We start from the raw sequence: 17,238 nt of genomic DNA on the forward strand, positions 1-17,238 counted from the left end.
AACTAGAAAGCAGAGGTCTGTTACAGGTTCTAGATCTTAAGTCTGGATTGCAGCATAGTTCACCTCTGCTTTTAAGGTTTCCTTATCAAATTTAAGCCTTTGATAATCTTTTTCAAACCTAAGGGATTGAAACGTTATACTTTTTGATGTGCTTCGGGCAAAAGCGGGGTGGGCAAGCAAAAAGATATAAGTGTAAAGCGGGACTACCCTTAAGTTGAAACTACTGCTCTTGTTTTTCCAAAACGATTCAAATGATATTTTAAATACCTCGACAATTATATAAATGATGCTTATTTTTGGACTTAAATGTTTAGCTTTAATCATCCCGCCGAATAAAGCAAACCAAAATTTTAATGTCGATGCCAGAATTAGAAGAAACTTCTATGTCCGCAGAAATTGCGGCGAAATTTGTGAATTATACCTCAAAACACGTTTTCTTAACAGGAAAGGCGGGTACTGGTAAAACAACCTTTTTGCGCAAACTAATTAAGCTTACGCACAAAAAAGCAGTAATTTGTGCGCCAACGGGTATCGCTGCGATTAATGCTTCGGGCGTAACCATCCATTCCCTTTTTCAAATGCCTTTTGGGGCTTTCTTTCCCGATGCAGCAGGAAATATCATCAATCAAGACATCACTTTTAACTTTAATACGCCGCGTACAATTGTAAAGCATTTGAATATGCAGGGCAATAAAAGGCGAATGATTCAAGAGCTTGAGCTTTTGATTATTGATGAAGTGAGTATGTTGCGTGCTGATATGCTTGATGCCATCGACTTTACGTTGCGTTATATTAGAAGAAATAGAAATGTGCCCTTTGGTGGAGTTCAGTTGCTATTTATTGGCGATTTACATCAACTACCGCCAGTGGTAAAAAACGAGGAATGGCGGGTAATGTCTGGCTTTTACAAAAGCATTTATTTTTTCGATGCTTTGGCTTTACAAAATAATCCGCCAGTTTATATTGAGCTGGATAAAATTTACCGTCAGGATGATGCCGTTTTTATTGATTTATTAAACAACCTGCGGAACAACAAAATTACGGCCGAAGATAACGCGTTGCTTAAACAGCATTTCAAGCAAGATTTTAAGCCATCGGCTGATGAAAACTACATTACCTTAACTACGCACAACAACAAAGCAGATACCATAAATCGGGAGCGGTTGACACAACTTAAAACAAAATCGCATTTTTTTGAAGCCAAAATTAATGGCGAATTTAACGAGTACGCTTATCCAAATGATAAAAGTTTGGAACTTAAAGTTGGCGCACAAATTATGTTTATTAAAAATGATATGACGCCCGAGAAGCGCTATTACAATGGAAAAATTGGCGTTGTACATCATATTGAAAAGGATAAAATTGAGATAGAATTGCCGGATGAAAAAATCATTTTCCAGATTTCGGCATACACTTGGGAGAATGTAAAATACAAACTGAACGAAGCGACCAATGAAATTGATGAAAATGTAGCCGGTGCTTTTATTCAATATCCAATAAAACTTGCTTGGGCCATTACGGTACATAAAAGCCAAGGTTTAACTTTTGATAAAGCGATTATTGATGTTGGAGATGCGTTTGCGCCCGGACAAGCTTACGTTGCTTTATCGAGATTGCGCTCGCTAAAAGGCTTGGTTTTAACTTCGCATTTAAGAGAAAGTGGCTTACAACAAGATAAAAATGTGCACTATTTTTCTACAACGAAAAAACCTACAGAAGTACTTAACGAGCAGATAAGCCTTGAGAGTTACACTTTTATACAAGAGTATTTATTTGGCGCTTTCGATTTGAATATTATACGATATTACATTAAAGAACATCTTCAAACTTTTGATAAAGGCGAAAAATCGACCAAACAGCATTATGACGATTGGACGATGGAACTTTATCGCGATTTCCAAAAAATTACAGCAACTGCTGATACTTTTATAAACCAACTTAAAGGCCTTTTTGCACAACAAAGTGAATACACTTTGTTTAATGTTTCTAAGCGAGTTGAAGCTGCACTGAAATATTTTAGTCCGCTGATTAAAGGCATTTCTGATAAATTTTTAGCGCACATAGAACTTTTAAAAGAAGAGAAACAAATAAAAATTTACTTAACCGAGTTGTTAGAATTGGAGATTTTAGTTTATGAGCAACTTAAAAAAATTCACAAAAGCAAAGCATTGCTTCAAGCTATAATTGATGGGAAAGAGTTTAGTAGAGCAGATACCGAAGCTTTACTAAATAGTGCAGAAAGAATGGCGCAACTGCAAAAAGCAATTCAATTAAAAGGTGTGGCGTTAAAAGTTAAATCGGCCACTGAAAAAAAGAAAAAAGAACCAAAAACCGATACAAAATTAATCAGTTTTGAGCTTTATCAGCAAGGGAAAACACTAGAAGAAATAGCAAAAGAACGCAACTTTTCTGTGGGCACAATTGAAGGGCATTTGGCTTATTATGTTGCCACACAACAATTGGATGTAACCAAGCTTGTTAAAGCCAATAAAATTAAAAATATTGCAAATGCGGTTGAGAGTCAAAAATCTAAATCGATGGGTGTTATTAGAGATTTTTTGGGAAAGGATTATTCTTTTGGAGAGATAAAAATGGTGTTGGCTTCTCTTTTTCCATCGGAGGAATAACGTAATTTTTACCACAGAGGAAACAGAGTAATTACACAGAGGAAAATTAAAAGCAAGCTGTCGTGGTTTTTTACCACAGAGAAAACAGAGTTAATACACAGAGAAGCACAGAGGAAAATTAAAAGCAAGCTGTCGCGGTTTTTTACCACAGCGGAAACAGAGTAATTACACAGAGAAGCACAGAGGAAAATTAAAAGCAAGCTGTCGTGGTTTTTTACCACAGAGAAGCACCGAGGAAAATTAAAAGCAAGCTGTCGCGGTTTTTTTACCACAGAGGAAACAGAGGTTTTCACAGAGCACACGAAGAATGTCTATAGTTCTCTCATTATGTATCCGATCGAAAAATAAAATAATAAAAAACATATGGGAGAAGACTTACTAACTAGAACAACAATTGGATTAGCAATGGAAGTGCATACCGCTCTAGGACCTGGTTTATTGGAAAGTGTCTATATGGAGTGTTTATTTTATAAAATTGCTCAAAGTGGGTTTATCGTAGAGAAGGAAAAAGCCATGCCAATAATTTTTGAAGAGGTAAAATTGGATTGTGGCTATCGAATAGATATTCTAATTGAAAATAGATTAGTATTGGAACTGAAAAGTGTTGAAGCACTGAACGATATTCACCTTGCCCAAACCCTTACCTACATGAAACTTGGCGGATACAGATTTGGATTATTAATAAATTTTAACGTCTTAAAATTAAAAGATGGTATCAAAAGAGTTGTTAATGGTTATTAAACATTTATCTCTTTCTTCTCTGTGAAAACCTTTGTGTACTCGGTGGTTAATCTAAAAGAAAATCTCTAACTCAATATATCCCTAATATCATCCTTACTTAACGATTTAAAAAAACTTTCTTCGGTGGTGATAAGCGAGTTTGCCAAAGTTTTTTTTCGCCTCTGCAAAGCCAGAATTTTTTCTTCCACCGTATCTTTGGAGATGAACTTATAAATGAAAACCTTTTTATGCTGCCCAATGCGGTGCGTACGGTCAATAGCTTGTTGCTCTACCGCGGGATTCCACCACGGGTCTAAAATAAATACATAATCGGCTTGGGTAAGGTTTAAACCAACGCCACCTGCTTTAATCGAGATTAAAAACACCTTTAAAGTTTCATCCTCTTGAAAGTTGGCAACAATTTCACCACGATTTTTTGTGGCACCATCTAAATAGGCAAAAGGAATCTCTTCAGCTTCAAAGTGCTTTTTAAAAATATCTAAATGCTTAACAAATTGCGAGAAAACTAAAACTTTATGTCCGCCTTTAAGCACGTTATCCAGCGTGTGAATTACATTTTCAAATTTCCCTGAGTCTGATTCATACTCTTTGTCAATCATGTAAGGATGATTCGCCAATTGCCTTAAAGCGGTTAAACCCTGTAAAAGTTGTACTTGTTTCTGTGCAAAAGTTCCATCATCCATACTCTGCAATAAATCATTCCGGTAAGCAGATTTTGTTTTTTCGTAATACGAAGCTTGATCTTCGCTCATATCACAATAAATAATCTGCTCGGTTTTGGGCGGTAATTCTGATGCAACTTGCTCTTTCGTTCTCCGCAAAACAAAAGGTTTTATAATCGATTGAAGTTTTCTTGCCTTTTCTTCATCTTTCTTTTTTTCTATGGCTTGCACGTATTCCTCATTAAAAAAAGATTGCGTGCCCAATAAACCTGGGTTTAAAAACGTTAGTTGCGACCACAAATCGCCAACTGAGTTTTCTACCGGCGTACCGCTCAATATTAATTTATGCTTGGATTTTAAACTTCTAACCGCTTTAAAAGATTTAGAAGATGGGTTTTTAATATTCTGACTTTCGTCTAAAATGATGTAGTTAAAATAGAAATTTTTAAGCTCATCAATATCAACCCGAGTAACGCCGTAAGTAGTTATTACAATATCATAATGGGCAAAATTGGCCACATCTTTGTTTCTGTTAGTGCCTGTATGCGCCAAAACCTTAAGCTTTGGCGTAAACTTTTTAGCTTCTGTTAACCAGTTGTAAATTAACGAAGTTGGCATTACAATAAGCGATGTGGTTTGGGTTTGCAACAACTGCTCATCTTCTTTAACCTTTTGTAACATGGCTAAAGTTTGTATGGTTTTACCCAAACCCATATCATCGGCCAAACAACCGCCAAAATTATATTCTCTTAAAAAGCTAAACCAATTGTAGCCTGCTTTTTGATAATCGCGCAAACTACCTTTAAAATGTACAGGCATTTGTGTATCGGCAATATTCTCAAAATCGTTTAAACGCTGTAATTTTCTACCCAAGGTAACATTTGCGAGACTATCTTCGGCCAAATCGTTTAATAAGCCAATGTGGTGTTTTTTTAATCTTAAAGATTTATCCGTTTCTGCCAAACTAAACAAGCTTCCATATTGCGTAAACCACTTTTCTGGAATAATCGCCACCTCCCCATCGGGAAGCAAAAATTCTCTTCTTTTATGTAGTATATGTTGTTTTAGGGCTAAAAAAGGGATTTGATATTTACCAAACCAAACTACCGCATTAATATCGAACCAATCGTTTCCTTCTTTAATTTCTAAATCAATTTTGCTTGCACCTAAAACAAAGCGCTTTTGCCCAGTCGATTGTTCAATTTCAAAGCCCAAAGCCTCCAAACTTTCTATGTGTTCATTAACCCAATTAATAGCGCCGTAGCTTGGGTCTTCATCATCATTTACAACCTCTAAATTGCTAAATAGCGCGCTGGTTTTTTTTAATCCAAGCGATAAAAGAAGGTTAAATTGTTTTTTTTCCCAATCTGCAGAACGTTTAACCCGATGAAAAATATAGTTATCATCCGTTTTTTCTAATCGAACGGTTACTTTGTGCGCATTTTCTAAAGAGAATACATATTCGCCATACTTAAAATACAGTTGCAATTGAGAAATGCCACCTTCTACAAACAGGACTTTTATTACCTGTTTAGCCTCAAATTGTTCGGTTCTAATTTCGAATCCTTCTGCATAAACATGGTGTTTTTCTATCAACGGTGCTACAAATTTTTCAAAATAGGTTGCCTCGGTTGCTTTTGGAATGGAGATAAATCGCTTATTTAAAAATGGCAGGAATTTTTTTCCCTCAATATCTTCATCGAAGAAGTACAAAACATCGCTGAGCAATAACCATGCAGGTTTATTGCTCACAATTTGGGCATCTTTAAACATAAATTCGATGCGCAAATTTTGATATTTAATGGTCGGGAAATAACGTGTTTCAATTTCATTTCGCCTAAAATGAAACAGTATTGAAGCAGGTTCTGTTGCAAATTCAATTTTACGTTCAACCGGCCAGCCATCTTTATCCATTAAATAAAGTTGATTTTTTATCTTCAATAACTCCAATGCCTCAGCAAGTTTTTTTTCTATTTTAGGCCGAACTGTTTCGTAAAATTTAGCATCGAATATTTTTGAGAAGAACTCAGAAGCTCTAATTAATTTTTTGTAATATTTTTTAATGATGAAATCCTGTTCAATCTCATCTAAAATTTTAATCAATTTATAATCAGTCGCATCAATGCAATGATTGTACTCTTCTACAGTGTGTGTAAATACGCGCTGATAGGTAAAAGAGAAATCGCCCTGCGGATTAAGCTGAACTACATGCGGTTCAATAACATAGCCTAAATACTCATGTTTACACAAGGAGTACACAATTTTGCAAGTTTTTGAACTATCTACACGTAACATTAATTATAATATAGAGGCGTTTGAAAAACTTTAAACTTACAACAAAATAAGGATACATCAAATCCATTTACGTGATTTAGGAATAGGTAAATTTCGAAATCAATCAATTTGAACACCAATTGATCAATCAATTCCATAAAAAATACCTTTTTGACTCTTGCTATGTGCGAAGAAATATTAACAAAAAATGCCTCCAAAAGGTATTAACTTCTTTTGGAGGCATTTTTATAAATGACACTATTTCCAACCCCCACCAAGCGCTTTGTATAAATTTACAACTGCTTGTAATTGTTGTAATTTATCGTTTACGCCATTTAACTGTGCAGCAAGTAAACTCTGTTCTGAAGTTAACACATCGGTATAATTTGTGGTTGATGTATAGCGCAATAACTCTTGTGTAAAATCTACTGCCTTTGTTAACGAAGCAACTTGTTTGGCTCTTGTAGTTGATTTTTCTACTGCCGTTTGATAAGCAAATAATGCGTTTGACACTTCTTGTCCGCCGGTTAAAAGCGACTGCTGAAAGGCATAAAGCGCAATTTGTTGTTGTGCTTCTGCGGTTTTTAAACGTACTTTATTTTGCCCTTTGGCGAAGATTGGCTGTGTTAAACCACCAACTAAATTGTAAAAAATAGATTGATTGAAGAAATCTTTCAGTTGTAAACTCGATAAACCTCCGCTTGCAGTAAGCGTTAATGATGGATAGAAATATGCTTTGGCAACCTTCGTATTTTCGAAAGATGCTCTAAATGCAAGTTCTGCAGCTTGTACATCTGGCCTGTTTTCTAAAAGCTGAGCAGAAACACCTGTTTTCAAATTATCATAAGGTATTTGCGTTTCTAACGAACTACGATTTATCGCTCCCGGATTAATCCCAATTAACGCACTTAAACTATTTTCAACTTCTCTAATACTTCGTTTTAAATCGGGCAAAGTAACCTCAGCAGCATATAAATTTGCCTCACTTTGTACCACCGCAGCGCCATTAACAATTGCGGCGTCTTTTAAAGCTTTAATGGTTTCCACACCTTTACGTCTGCTTTCAATGGTTTCCTGCGTAATTTTTAACTGCTTATCTAATGCCAGCAAATTATAATATCCATTCGCAATATTAGCAATCAGTTGGGTTTGAACAGCTCTTTTAACGGCATCACTTTGTAAATAGCTAGCATAAGCACTACGTCTCGCACTACTTAACTTGCCCCAAATATCCGCTTCCCAACTTGTACTTAGCTGTGCTTTGTAGGTTTGGGTTTCTAAATTTATTGTACCTGCCGGAAAATTAACAGCCCGTTGCGATTGCTTATTATCTGTTACCGATAAATCGCCCTGCAAACTGGGCAAAAGCGCTAACCTGTTCTGCATCAAAGTGGCCTCAGCTATTTTAATTCTTTCTATCGCCTGTTTTAAATCCAAATTCCCATTTATGCCTTGCTCAATTAACGCTTGTAAAGTTGGGTCGCTAAACAAAGTTTTCCAAGGCAATGTCGCAATGGTTGTACTGTCGGCCGTATTTACATCACGGTACAAATTGTCTTTCACTACCGATGGGCTTTGGTACTGCTTCGTTACACAAGCACTCAAAGTAAAAATGAGTAAACCGATTAAAATCGAATGTTTATATTTTAATATCATTTTAATAAAATTAATGTTGAGGCGCATTTGCTACAGCAAATTCTTCTTCACTTTGTTCTTTTTCAATCCCTTCGTTAAAAGGCGACTTACTGCTAATTTTCTCCTGCAAAGTTTGAAAAACAATAAATAATGAAGGAATTACAAATAAGCCAAATATGGTTCCAATTAACATCCCGCCAACGGCACCAGTACCAATAGATTTGTTACCGGCAGCACCTACGCCGCTCGAAAGCATTAATGGCAATAAGCCTAAAATAAAAGCGAAGGATGTCATTAAGATTGGTCTTAAACGCGCAGTAGCACCTTCAATAGCAGCATGTACAATACTCATGCCTTTTTTACGTCGATCTACCGCAAATTCTACAATCAAAATTGCGTTTTTAGCGAGTAACCCCACTAGCATGATGAGCGTAATTTGGGTGTAAATATTATTATCTATGCCAAATATTTTATCAAAAATAAATACGCCGGCTAATCCAATTGGCAATGATAATAGTACCGCGAGTGGTAAAATATAACTTTCGTATTGCGCACATAAAAGAAAATAAACGAAAACAATACAGAGTAAGAATATGAATATAGTCTGATTTCCACCCGCCATTTCTTCGCGAGATAAACCTGAGAATTCATAACCGTAGCCAGCAGGTAAATGTATTGCAGCTTCTTCTTGCACCGCTTTTAAAGCATCGCCAGAACTAAAACCTGGTTTTGGACTACCAGTTACCGAAATGGAAGTGTATAAGTTGAAACGCGAAATTGCTTGCGGACCATATACTTTTTCTAAGTTGATAAATTCGCTTATAGGTGCCATAACACCTTTCGCATTTCTAACGTAAATGCTATTTAAACTTTCTTGATTTGCACGGTATTTAGCATCAGCTTGATAAACTACCCTAAACTGCTTGCCAAATTGATTAAAGTTTGAAGCATAAACGCCACCATAATAACCTTGTAGAACACTTAACACATCAGTAACTGTTAATCCCGCTTGCTTTACTTTAGCAACATTAACATCAATTTGATATTGCGGAAATGTAGGGTTAAAAGATGTTGATGCGTATAAAATCTCTGGGCGTTTGGCAAGTGCTGCCAAAAACTTATTCCCAACTTCATTAAATTTATTAATATCGCCACCAGTTTTATCCTGCAATTCAAATGTGAAACCTCCACTATTACCAAAACCCTGAAGGGTAGGTGGCGCAAAGAAAATAACTTTAGCACCTTTAATGCTGGCCGTTTTTGCAAAGAGTTCTCCAATTATTGCCTTAACATCCCTTTTACGTTTATCCCAAGGTTTTAAACGAGAAATAACCATTCCGTAAGAACTTCCAGAACCACTAATTAAACTTCTACCTACAATTTTTAATGCGCCTTGTACTTCTGGTATGTCTCTAACTACTTTATCAATTTGGCCAATAATTACGCTTGTTTCTTCTTGCGAAGTACCCACAGGCAATGAAATATCGGAGAAAATTACACCCAAATCTTCATTGGGTACAAAACCTTTTGGCGTAGTTTTCATTGTCCAAACCAACACGCCGGCAAACAATACAATAATTAGCCCAACTATCCATTTTTTATGGGATAAGAAACTAACCGATTTTTTGTATTTGTTCGTTATTAAATCAAACGAAGTATTGAAACCTACATAAAAACGTTGCATAAAGTTTTTAGGTTTCTGTTCGTGGTCTTCGCCGTGAGGTTTTAAAAATAGCGCACACAAAGCCGGACTGAGTGTTAAAGCATTTACCGCAGATATGATAATTGCGATGGCTAACGTTAAACCAAACTGCTTGTAAAAAACACCGGATGAACCTTGAATAAAACTCACAGGAATAAAAACCGCAGCCATAACCAAGGTAATGGAAATGATCGCCCCGGTTATATCTTCCATGGCATCAACAGTGGCTTTATGGGCAGATTTGTAACCTTGATCTAATTTGGCGTGAACTGCCTCGACGACGACAATTGCATCATCTACCACAATACCAATGGCCAAAACGAGTGCAAATAGCGTTAATAAATTGATGGTAAAGCCAAATAAACTTAAAAAGAAGAATGTACCAATAATAGCCACCGGAACGGAAATTGCCGGAATTAACGTTGATCTAAAATCTTGCAAGAAAATAAATACCACTAAGAAAACCAAAATAAAGGCTTCGATTAGTGTATGGATTACTTTTTCGATGGATGCATCAAGAAAATCGTTAACGTTAACCAAAGAAGTATAAGTAATTCCCTTTGGGAACAATTTCGACGCTTCATTTAAAGTTTTAATAGATTTTTCAATTACATCTTTCGCGTTTGAGCCCGCAGTTTGATTAATGGCAATACCGATTGCTGCTTCTCCATTATATTTTGACGAACTGGCGTAACTTAAAGCGCCTAGTTCTATACGTGCCACGTCTTTTAATCGTAAAACCTGCCCATTGGCATCGGCTTTAATAATGATATTACTAAAATCTGTCTCGCTTTTTAATCTACCCGTATATTTTAAAGTGTATTGAAAAGATTGATCACCCTGCTCTCCAAACTGCCCAGGTGCAGCTTCTACGTTTTGCTCTGCCAACGCCGCACTTACATCGTTCGGCACTAAACCATAAGTGGCCATCACATCGGGCTTAAGCCAAATGCGCATACTGTAATCCATTTGCCCGAACGAACTTGCATCCCCAACACCCGTAATCCTTTTAATTTGTGGAATGATGTTGATGTTTACATAATTCTGCAAAAACGTTTGGTCGTAAGCTGGGTCCTTGCTATGTATAACAAAAATCAACACATTACTTGCTTGCCTTTTTGCTGTAACAACGCCGCTCTTTGTAACTTCTGCAGGTAGTAAACTGGTTGCTCTTGCTACTCTATTTTGTACGTTTACCGCAGCTAAATCGGGATTTGTTCCCAACTTAAAGTTTACCGTAATGCTAGCCGAACCATCGTTATTTGCGCTAGAAGTCATGTAAGTCATGTCCTCAACCCCGTTAATTTGCTCTTCGAGCGGAATAACTACACTATTCAACACCACATCCGCATTTGCGCCTTGATAAGAAGTAGAAACCTGAACGGTTGGTGGCGCAATTTCTGGATATTGTGAGACTGGTAACGTCAGTAAACCTAACACACCCAGTATTACAATAATAATTGATATCACAGTTGATAAAACTGGTCTATCTATAAATTTCTTAAACATAAATTTGAATTACGATTTTAGAATTACGATTTACGAATAGCTAAAAACAATTTCTATTTTTTAATTTCACTATAAACTGAATCTGTGTTTTTTTCTTCAGGTTTAATTTTTGTACCGTCTTTTAGCGATTGAAAACCTTCTAAAACCACTTTATCGCCCACCTTTAATCCTTTGGTAACCACATAAAATTTACCTTTAGTAATTTGCATCACTTCGATAGGCGTACTTATAACTTTAGCAGAATCGCCTAAAACATACACAAATTTCTTACCCTGCAAATCGGTTGTAGATTTTTGAGGAACCAATATCACATCATTTACATGTTGTGGAATGCGCACCATTGCACTTGCACCGCTTTTTAATACCGAAACCGGATTGGGAAAAGTTGCCCTTAAGCTTGCAGAACCCGTACTGGTATTGATTTGCCCGTTTATAGATTCTATTTTTCCATTCTGTGCATACACACTTCCATCCGCTAAAATCAAGCTAACCGGAGGAATATTTTTCATCTGCTCCGCTAAATTCTTTCCTTTGTAAACATTAGAAAAATCTAATAAATCTTTTTCGTTCAGCGAGAAATATGCATAAACCCTAGCCGTATTAGAAACCGTTGTTAAAGGCTCGGGACTTGTGCCACTTACCAAACTTCCCGTTTTATAAGGAATACTACCCACCACGCCATTTACCGGACTTGTAATTTTAGTATAGCCCAAATTTACCCTTGCATTTACCAATGCAGCTTTTGCTTGCGATAACATTGCACGTTTACTTTGTAAAGTTAGCTGTGCCGATTCAAGATCGTATTTGCTTATAATGTCTTTTTCTACTAATGGTTTGGTCTTGTTCACCTGTAGCTGTGCGGCACTTACATCAGCATCTGCACTGCTAATTGCGGCAGCTGCAGTTCTTACAGCCTGCTCATATTGTGGCGCATTTATGGTGAATAACAATTGCCCTTTTTTAACCACCGCACCTTCATCAACATAAATATGTTCGATAAAGCCGTCAACTTTTGGTCGTATATCAATATTTTGAATACCTTCTATCGTTGCCGGATAATCAGAATCTAAAGTGGTAGATTGTTTACTTACCGCAAAAACTGGATACGGCTGAGGTGCATTGGCCTTTTCAGCCTGAGCTTTCTTTGCATCTTTATCTCCTCCACAAGAGGCTAAAAAAAGCATGCACAAAGTAGAGGTGTAAAAGAGAGTTGTTATTTTATTCATGATGAATTGTATTTATAATATTTTTATTCCTGTTAATACAGTTTTGGCACTTAAAAGTTTCCAAAAATAGAGGTTGAGCGTTTAGGAATCAGTCGATATTCTGTCATTTAATCAATCGATTGATTTATTTTAAGATTATTTAACATTTGAACAGTAGTAAATGATTGTTTAAAAGCCTTTTATGCCATTTAGTGAGAAAGTAATCCTACAATGTAAATATCTTGCGACAAGGAGTAATGGGTTGCGGACTTAAGGCAAAATGGAGTTTTAGTATTACAAATTTTGTTGCTTAGTGAATAACTGTGTCGTCAGTCCAAAAATCAAAGAAATAAAATTTGGCAAATTGTCTATCATTTTATGGTAGTTCTAATCATGTCGCGTTTTTACAATGAGACATGATGTTTTGAGAGCTTATACAGAAATGGCATTGTTTGCAGAACCATTCTCGCACCGCACTAAATTAAGTAAATGAGTGATGAAATAACGTAAACCATCGATAGACATTTTTGTGCAAATTTGCTGTTAGTGGCTGGCTTTATTTGTCCATTTTATTTTCACTGCTGAAATCTTGTCAAGTTCAAGCCTTACGTCTTTAAGAATTTCAAAATCACATTTTTCATAAAACTTTAATGGCGACAAATATTGCTTTCCATTTTTTTTCTTGTCATTATTATGGTCAATTACCCAACCATATAAAACTTGTTCTGTTTGTTTTAGTTCGTCGAGAATTTTTCGTCCCAAACCTTTTCCTTTTATACTTTCTGTTAAAATGATAGCAAACCATTTTTCATTGTTTCTGTCAAAGGTTAAAGCCCAGCCCATAATTTGGTTATTTTTCTTTGTCAATAAAAAATGTGTCAGGTTTGGTAGGTTTTGTAAATAGCTTTCAAATTCTGTCAAGTTATTGTATGAAAGTTTCTCAGGATATTCATTATTCCACAAGTCAAGCACCTGGTTTTTTACTTGCTCGTTTAATTCTGTTGTCCGAAAAATCTCTAAATCGTTTACCATTTCTTTTCGTGAATTCGGTCGGTTAAGCCTGCCACTAACTTACTTATTTAAACTACACCATCCATAAAATCAAAAATTCACACTAAATCCCCTATCAATAAAATGGAAAAAAGAATTAATTACTGCTCAAGCAAAGCTTCCTTAATCTTTGTCGCAGCATCAGCCAATTCTTCCTGTGTAGGATTTAATTTGGCTTTACTAAAGTTCATATCACTTACGTTATTAATTGGAATTAAATGAATATGTGCGTGTGGAACTTCTAAACCGACTACCGAGACCCCAATTTTTGTGCAGGGGAAAGCCACTTTAAGTCCTTTTGCAACTATTTTAGCAAACATCCACAGACCAACGTATTGGTCTTCATCCATATCGAAAATATAATCGGTTTCTATTTTAGGAATAACCAGTACATGTCCCATGGTTAAAGGTTGTACGTCGCAAAAAGCTAAAAACTCTACAGTTTCTGCAACTACGTGGGCTTTAATTTCTCCTGATACGATTTTTGAAAAGATACTCATTTAAGGTGGAAGGTTTAAGGTTGTAAGGTAGAAGGGTAATGAAGGTAGAAGATAAAGCCTTACGCCCTTTACCATCTACCTTACAACCCTATCTTGATATTTCTAAAACTTCGAACTGCATTTTACCTGCAGGCACTTCAATTTCGGCAAATTCGCCAACTGATTTACCCAATAAACCTTGCGCAATGGGCGATTTAACAGAAATTTTTCCTGTTTTTACATCGGCTTCGCTTTCTGCAACCAACTGATACGTCATGGTTGCACCGTTTTTTACATTCTTAATTTTTACGATAGACAATGCAAGTACTTTCGACAAATCCATTTTCGATTCATCAATTAAACGAGCACTTGCCAAAGTATTTTTAAGTTTCGAAATTTTCGCTTCGTGCAAACCCTGCGCTTCTTTAGCTGCATCATATTCTGCATTTTCAGATAAATCACCTTTATCTCTTGCCTCGGCAATTGCTTTAGATATAAGCTGGCGACCTGTTGTTGTTAAATAACGAACTTCATCTCTTAACTTATCTAAACCCTCTTGTGTGTAATACGTTGCCTCTTCCATTACTATTATTAATTAGTTTGAACCTCTATAAAAAACAAACAAGACTATATAGCTATTTGGCTACATAGTCTTGCTTCGATTATAACGAAGATAAAATGATGAAATTACAAAAGCAAATTAATAATAATATTTCTGCTTGTGCAACTTCTAATCCTTATTCATCAACGCAATTTATTCATTTTCTGCTTTACAATTTGGTTGGTGCTTTACCGGAAAGTTAAGTGAATTTGCAATAAAGCACATTTTGTTTGCTTCTATGTGCAAAGTATTTGCCAATTCTAAATGTGCTTTGTTTGCAATTAATACCTGTGGGTAAAGTGTTACCGATTCAAACTTCCCGCTTCCATCGTTATTTTCTTGCATGGTTCCAATTGCGTTGTCTTGATAATCGATTACCACGATTTCGTTTTTAGAGCACAAATGCAAATACCAAAGCATGTGGCAACTCGAAACCGATGCCAACAATAAATCTTCTGGATTATGTTTTGATTTATCGCCCAAAAATGCAGAATCAGAAGAACCCGAAATAGTTGCTTTTCCATCCACTGTAACAACATAATCTCGATCGTAAGAGCGGAAATCCATTGTGCCAGATCCTTTATTCCCTGTCCAGGTTACACTTGTTTTATATTGATGATTTTTCGACATATTGTAATAGTATTTTTTGTTATTGCCAATTTAGCAAAATATTTCTTTATCCTGCTCAATTATTAAATCTATTTCAGGGCACTTAAAGCATTTTTAATTCTTGGCAACATATCTACAATATCCTGAAGTGAGCAAGCACCCACTGAAGCCCTAAACCACGGCATGCTATGTTCATTTCCGAAGGCCGAAAATGGAACTAATGCTGCACCTGCTTTATTTATCAAATAGAACGTTAAATCGTTACTATCTTTCAAAACATTCCCTTCGGGCGTAGTTTTGCCTATATAATCTATCTTAATGGTTAAATAAATGGCGCCCATTGGTTCTACTGCATCAACATTAAAACCTTCCTTTTTTAATTCGATAAAGCCGTTATACAAAGCGTTTAAGCTAGCTTGAATTTTTGCTTTAAAACTAGTTAAGAAAGCATCAACCTGTGTTTTATCGTTAAAATAGTTAGCCATTGCAACCTGTTCGGCCTTTGGTGCCCAAGCCCCCATGTGGCCTACCAACGCTTTCATTCTATTTATAATATCTTCGGGACCAAAACCCCAACCCACACGTACACCGGTTGCTGCTAAACATTTCGAAGTACCATCAACAAAAATAGTGAATTCACGCATCGCCGGGCGTAATGAAACGGGATTGACATGCTCTTTTCCAAAGGTTAAAAGCGAATAAATTTGATCGTACATTAAGTAAAGTGGCTTTTCATCCGCTCCGCGGGATGCATTTTCTGCTAAAATTACATCACAAATTTCGGCTAACGAATCAGCAGCGAACATGGTTCCCGTTGGGTTTAACGGCGAGCACAAAGCCAACAATGTTGCGCCTTTTAAATGAGGCTTTAACTGCGAGGCAGTGGGCATAAAATTATTTGCCGCATCTGTTTCAACTGTTACAACGTTTGCAGATGATAGGTGAGAATAGTGATTATTATTCCATGAGGGAGTTGGAAAAACTACAGTATCACCAGGATCAACCACAGCTAAATAAGCGGAGTAAATTAATGGCCGAGACCCGCCAGAAACTAAAATACTATTGGTGTTATAATCTAACCCAAATCTATCTTTTAATAATTCCGAAACGGTTTGTCTGAGTTGTAAAACACCATCGGCAGGTGGATAATTTGTTTGATTATCGTTATAAGCATTTACAATTCCTGCTTTTAATTCAGTTGGGATTGGGTAAATATTTGAATCAAAATCGCCGATGGTTAAATTAGCGATTGATGCGCCTTTACGCTTCAACTCGTTAACCTCGTTACCAATTTTTATAATTTCTGAACCAACTAATGCGCTGGCTAATTTTGAAACTTTCATATTATTAATTGTTATTTCTATTTAAACTATTAGGCAACATTATTAAAAATGGCAAACATTTATTGTAGTTAAGCTCGTAAAAATTAACCCCCAAATTAATGTTCTTGTAATATTCGGGTTGATGGTCTTTATAATATTTCTCTGAAGGAATTTTCCAAAAGTCCATCCCTAATTTAATAGATAAAAACCACTTTTCTAATAATCTCGCAACTCTTCCATTTCCATCCCTAAATGGATGTATATGTACAAATCTTAGGTGAATTAAGGCCGCATAATAAAAAACCTCCTCTTCCGTAATTGTAGCTAAAAGCAATTTCGAAATTTGAGTAAAAAAAAGTTTCATCTCGGCACCAACAAGTTCAGCTTCAATAGCCAAATACACTAACCCCGATTGACCGAAAACACCAACTTTATCCTTTCTATATTTACCTCTTAAACCAGAAATTAAAAGCTGTTTTGATAAAATTTGATGGGACTTTAAGAAATTTACCTCATTTAAATTATTATTTTGAGCAAAATCATAAGCAGAAACTAAATCCTCTATTTCTTGTATTTCTTTTGTTGGTTTAAATTTATCTTTTGATAGTTTAGCATTCATAAAAGAATTCAAATCAACTGTGTTGCCTTCTATGTTTGATGAATAGACTGCAGATGCTTGGGTTTGATAACCCAAATCACTATTTCCTATTGTGAAATCAAAATTATTGAGAAGGTTTTTCACATCTTTTCCAATCACTTTGATATACTCGTCAAAATAAGTTTTATCTGTAATATTCATTAAAAAGATTATTTAAAACAAAT

Annotated in this window: 12 protein-coding genes; 2 read left to right on the forward strand and 10 right to left on the reverse strand. The window is 35.9% G+C overall.

What is annotated here, in order from left to right:
• Positions 1–359: 359 nt before the first annotated feature.
• Both EZJ43_RS17575 and EZJ43_RS02775 read left to right on the forward strand, forming a co-directional pair.
• Complete coding sequence (locus EZJ43_RS17575) at positions 360–2,627, forward strand: helix-turn-helix domain-containing protein (protein WP_317126390.1); 2,268 nt, start codon at positions 360–362, stop codon at positions 2,625–2,627.
• A 363-nt stretch (positions 2,628–2,990) separates the two neighbouring features.
• Positions 2,991–3,368, forward strand: a complete 378-nt coding sequence (locus EZJ43_RS02775) for a GxxExxY protein (protein WP_133261153.1) — start codon at positions 2,991–2,993, stop codon at positions 3,366–3,368.
• A 65-nt stretch (positions 3,369–3,433) separates the two neighbouring features.
• On the opposite strand, the gene EZJ43_RS02780 is transcribed toward EZJ43_RS02775, so the two are convergent.
• The 10 genes from EZJ43_RS02780 to EZJ43_RS02825 form a co-directional block, all read right to left on the reverse strand.
• Positions 3,434–6,325 (reverse strand): DEAD/DEAH box helicase, encoded by a 2,892-nt coding sequence (locus EZJ43_RS02780; RefSeq protein WP_133261154.1) that lies wholly within the window; start codon positions 6,323–6,325, stop codon positions 3,434–3,436.
• Positions 6,326–6,562: 237 nt separating this feature from the next.
• Positions 6,563–7,960 carry an efflux transporter outer membrane subunit gene (locus EZJ43_RS02785; protein ID WP_133261155.1) on the reverse strand — a complete coding sequence of 466 codons (1,398 nt, stop codon included), beginning with the start codon at positions 7,958–7,960 and terminating at the stop codon, positions 6,563–6,565.
• Between the two features lie 10 nt (positions 7,961–7,970).
• Entirely contained in the window at positions 7,971–11,150 is a 3,180-nt protein-coding gene (locus EZJ43_RS02790; protein WP_133261156.1) for an efflux RND transporter permease subunit, read from the reverse strand.
• A gap of 53 nt (positions 11,151–11,203) precedes the next feature.
• Positions 11,204–12,376 carry an efflux RND transporter periplasmic adaptor subunit gene (locus tag EZJ43_RS02795; protein WP_133261157.1) on the reverse strand — a complete coding sequence of 391 codons (1,173 nt, stop codon included), beginning with the start codon at positions 12,374–12,376 and terminating at the stop codon, positions 11,204–11,206.
• 522 nt (positions 12,377–12,898) lie between these two features.
• Positions 12,899–13,387, reverse strand: a complete 489-nt coding sequence (locus EZJ43_RS02800; RefSeq protein WP_133261158.1) for a GNAT family N-acetyltransferase — start codon at positions 13,385–13,387, stop codon at positions 12,899–12,901.
• A gap of 119 nt (positions 13,388–13,506) precedes the next feature.
• On the reverse strand, positions 13,507–13,905 hold the full coding sequence (locus EZJ43_RS02805; protein WP_133261159.1) for an HIT family protein: 399 nt from the start codon (positions 13,903–13,905) through the stop codon (positions 13,507–13,509).
• 88 nt (positions 13,906–13,993) lie between these two features.
• Positions 13,994–14,467, reverse strand: a complete 474-nt coding sequence (gene greA, locus EZJ43_RS02810) for a transcription elongation factor GreA (RefSeq protein WP_133261160.1) — start codon at positions 14,465–14,467, stop codon at positions 13,994–13,996.
• Between the two features lie 171 nt (positions 14,468–14,638).
• A complete protein-coding gene (locus EZJ43_RS02815) occupies positions 14,639–15,115 on the reverse strand; it encodes an OsmC family protein (RefSeq protein WP_133261161.1) in 477 nt (158 codons plus the stop codon).
• Positions 15,116–15,183: 68 nt separating this feature from the next.
• Positions 15,184–16,437: a pyridoxal phosphate-dependent aminotransferase gene (locus EZJ43_RS02820; protein WP_133261162.1), complete on the reverse strand. Its 1,254-nt coding sequence runs from the start codon at positions 16,435–16,437 to the stop codon at positions 15,184–15,186.
• A gap of 4 nt (positions 16,438–16,441) precedes the next feature.
• Positions 16,442–17,215, reverse strand: a complete 774-nt coding sequence (locus tag EZJ43_RS02825) for a Fic family protein (protein ID WP_133261163.1) — start codon at positions 17,213–17,215, stop codon at positions 16,442–16,444.
• Positions 17,216–17,238: the final 23 nt, after the last annotated feature.

This window comes from Pedobacter changchengzhani, from assembly GCF_004354365.1.
In the GTDB taxonomy this organism is placed as follows: domain Bacteria; phylum Bacteroidota; class Bacteroidia; order Sphingobacteriales; family Sphingobacteriaceae; genus Pedobacter; species Pedobacter changchengzhani.

Excerpts from the sequence above, each read along its gene's own strand:
- EZJ43_RS02775 (WP_133261153.1), top strand. The coding sequence starts at position 2,991 with ATGGGAGAAGACTTACTAACTAGAACAACAATTGGATTAGCAATGGAA.
- EZJ43_RS02790 (WP_133261156.1), bottom strand. The coding sequence starts at position 11,150 with ATGTTTAAGAAATTTATAGATAGACCAGTTTTATCAACTGTGATATCA.
- EZJ43_RS02805 (WP_133261159.1), bottom strand. The coding sequence starts at position 13,905 with ATGAGTATCTTTTCAAAAATCGTATCAGGAGAAATTAAAGCCCACGTA.
- EZJ43_RS02795 (WP_133261157.1), bottom strand. The coding sequence starts at position 12,376 with ATGAATAAAATAACAACTCTCTTTTACACCTCTACTTTGTGCATGCTT.
- EZJ43_RS02815 (WP_133261161.1), bottom strand. The coding sequence starts at position 15,115 with ATGTCGAAAAATCATCAATATAAAACAAGTGTAACCTGGACAGGGAAT.
- EZJ43_RS17575 (WP_317126390.1), top strand. The coding sequence starts at position 360 with ATGCCAGAATTAGAAGAAACTTCTATGTCCGCAGAAATTGCGGCGAAA.
- greA (WP_133261160.1), bottom strand. The coding sequence starts at position 14,467 with ATGGAAGAGGCAACGTATTACACACAAGAGGGTTTAGATAAGTTAAGA.
- EZJ43_RS02780 (WP_133261154.1), bottom strand. The coding sequence starts at position 6,325 with ATGTTACGTGTAGATAGTTCAAAAACTTGCAAAATTGTGTACTCCTTG.
- EZJ43_RS02825 (WP_133261163.1), bottom strand. The coding sequence starts at position 17,215 with ATGAATATTACAGATAAAACTTATTTTGACGAGTATATCAAAGTGATT.
- EZJ43_RS02785 (WP_133261155.1), bottom strand. The coding sequence starts at position 7,960 with ATGATATTAAAATATAAACATTCGATTTTAATCGGTTTACTCATTTTT.
- EZJ43_RS02820 (WP_133261162.1), bottom strand. The coding sequence starts at position 16,437 with ATGAAAGTTTCAAAATTAGCCAGCGCATTAGTTGGTTCAGAAATTATA.
- EZJ43_RS02800 (WP_133261158.1), bottom strand. The coding sequence starts at position 13,387 with ATGGTAAACGATTTAGAGATTTTTCGGACAACAGAATTAAACGAGCAA.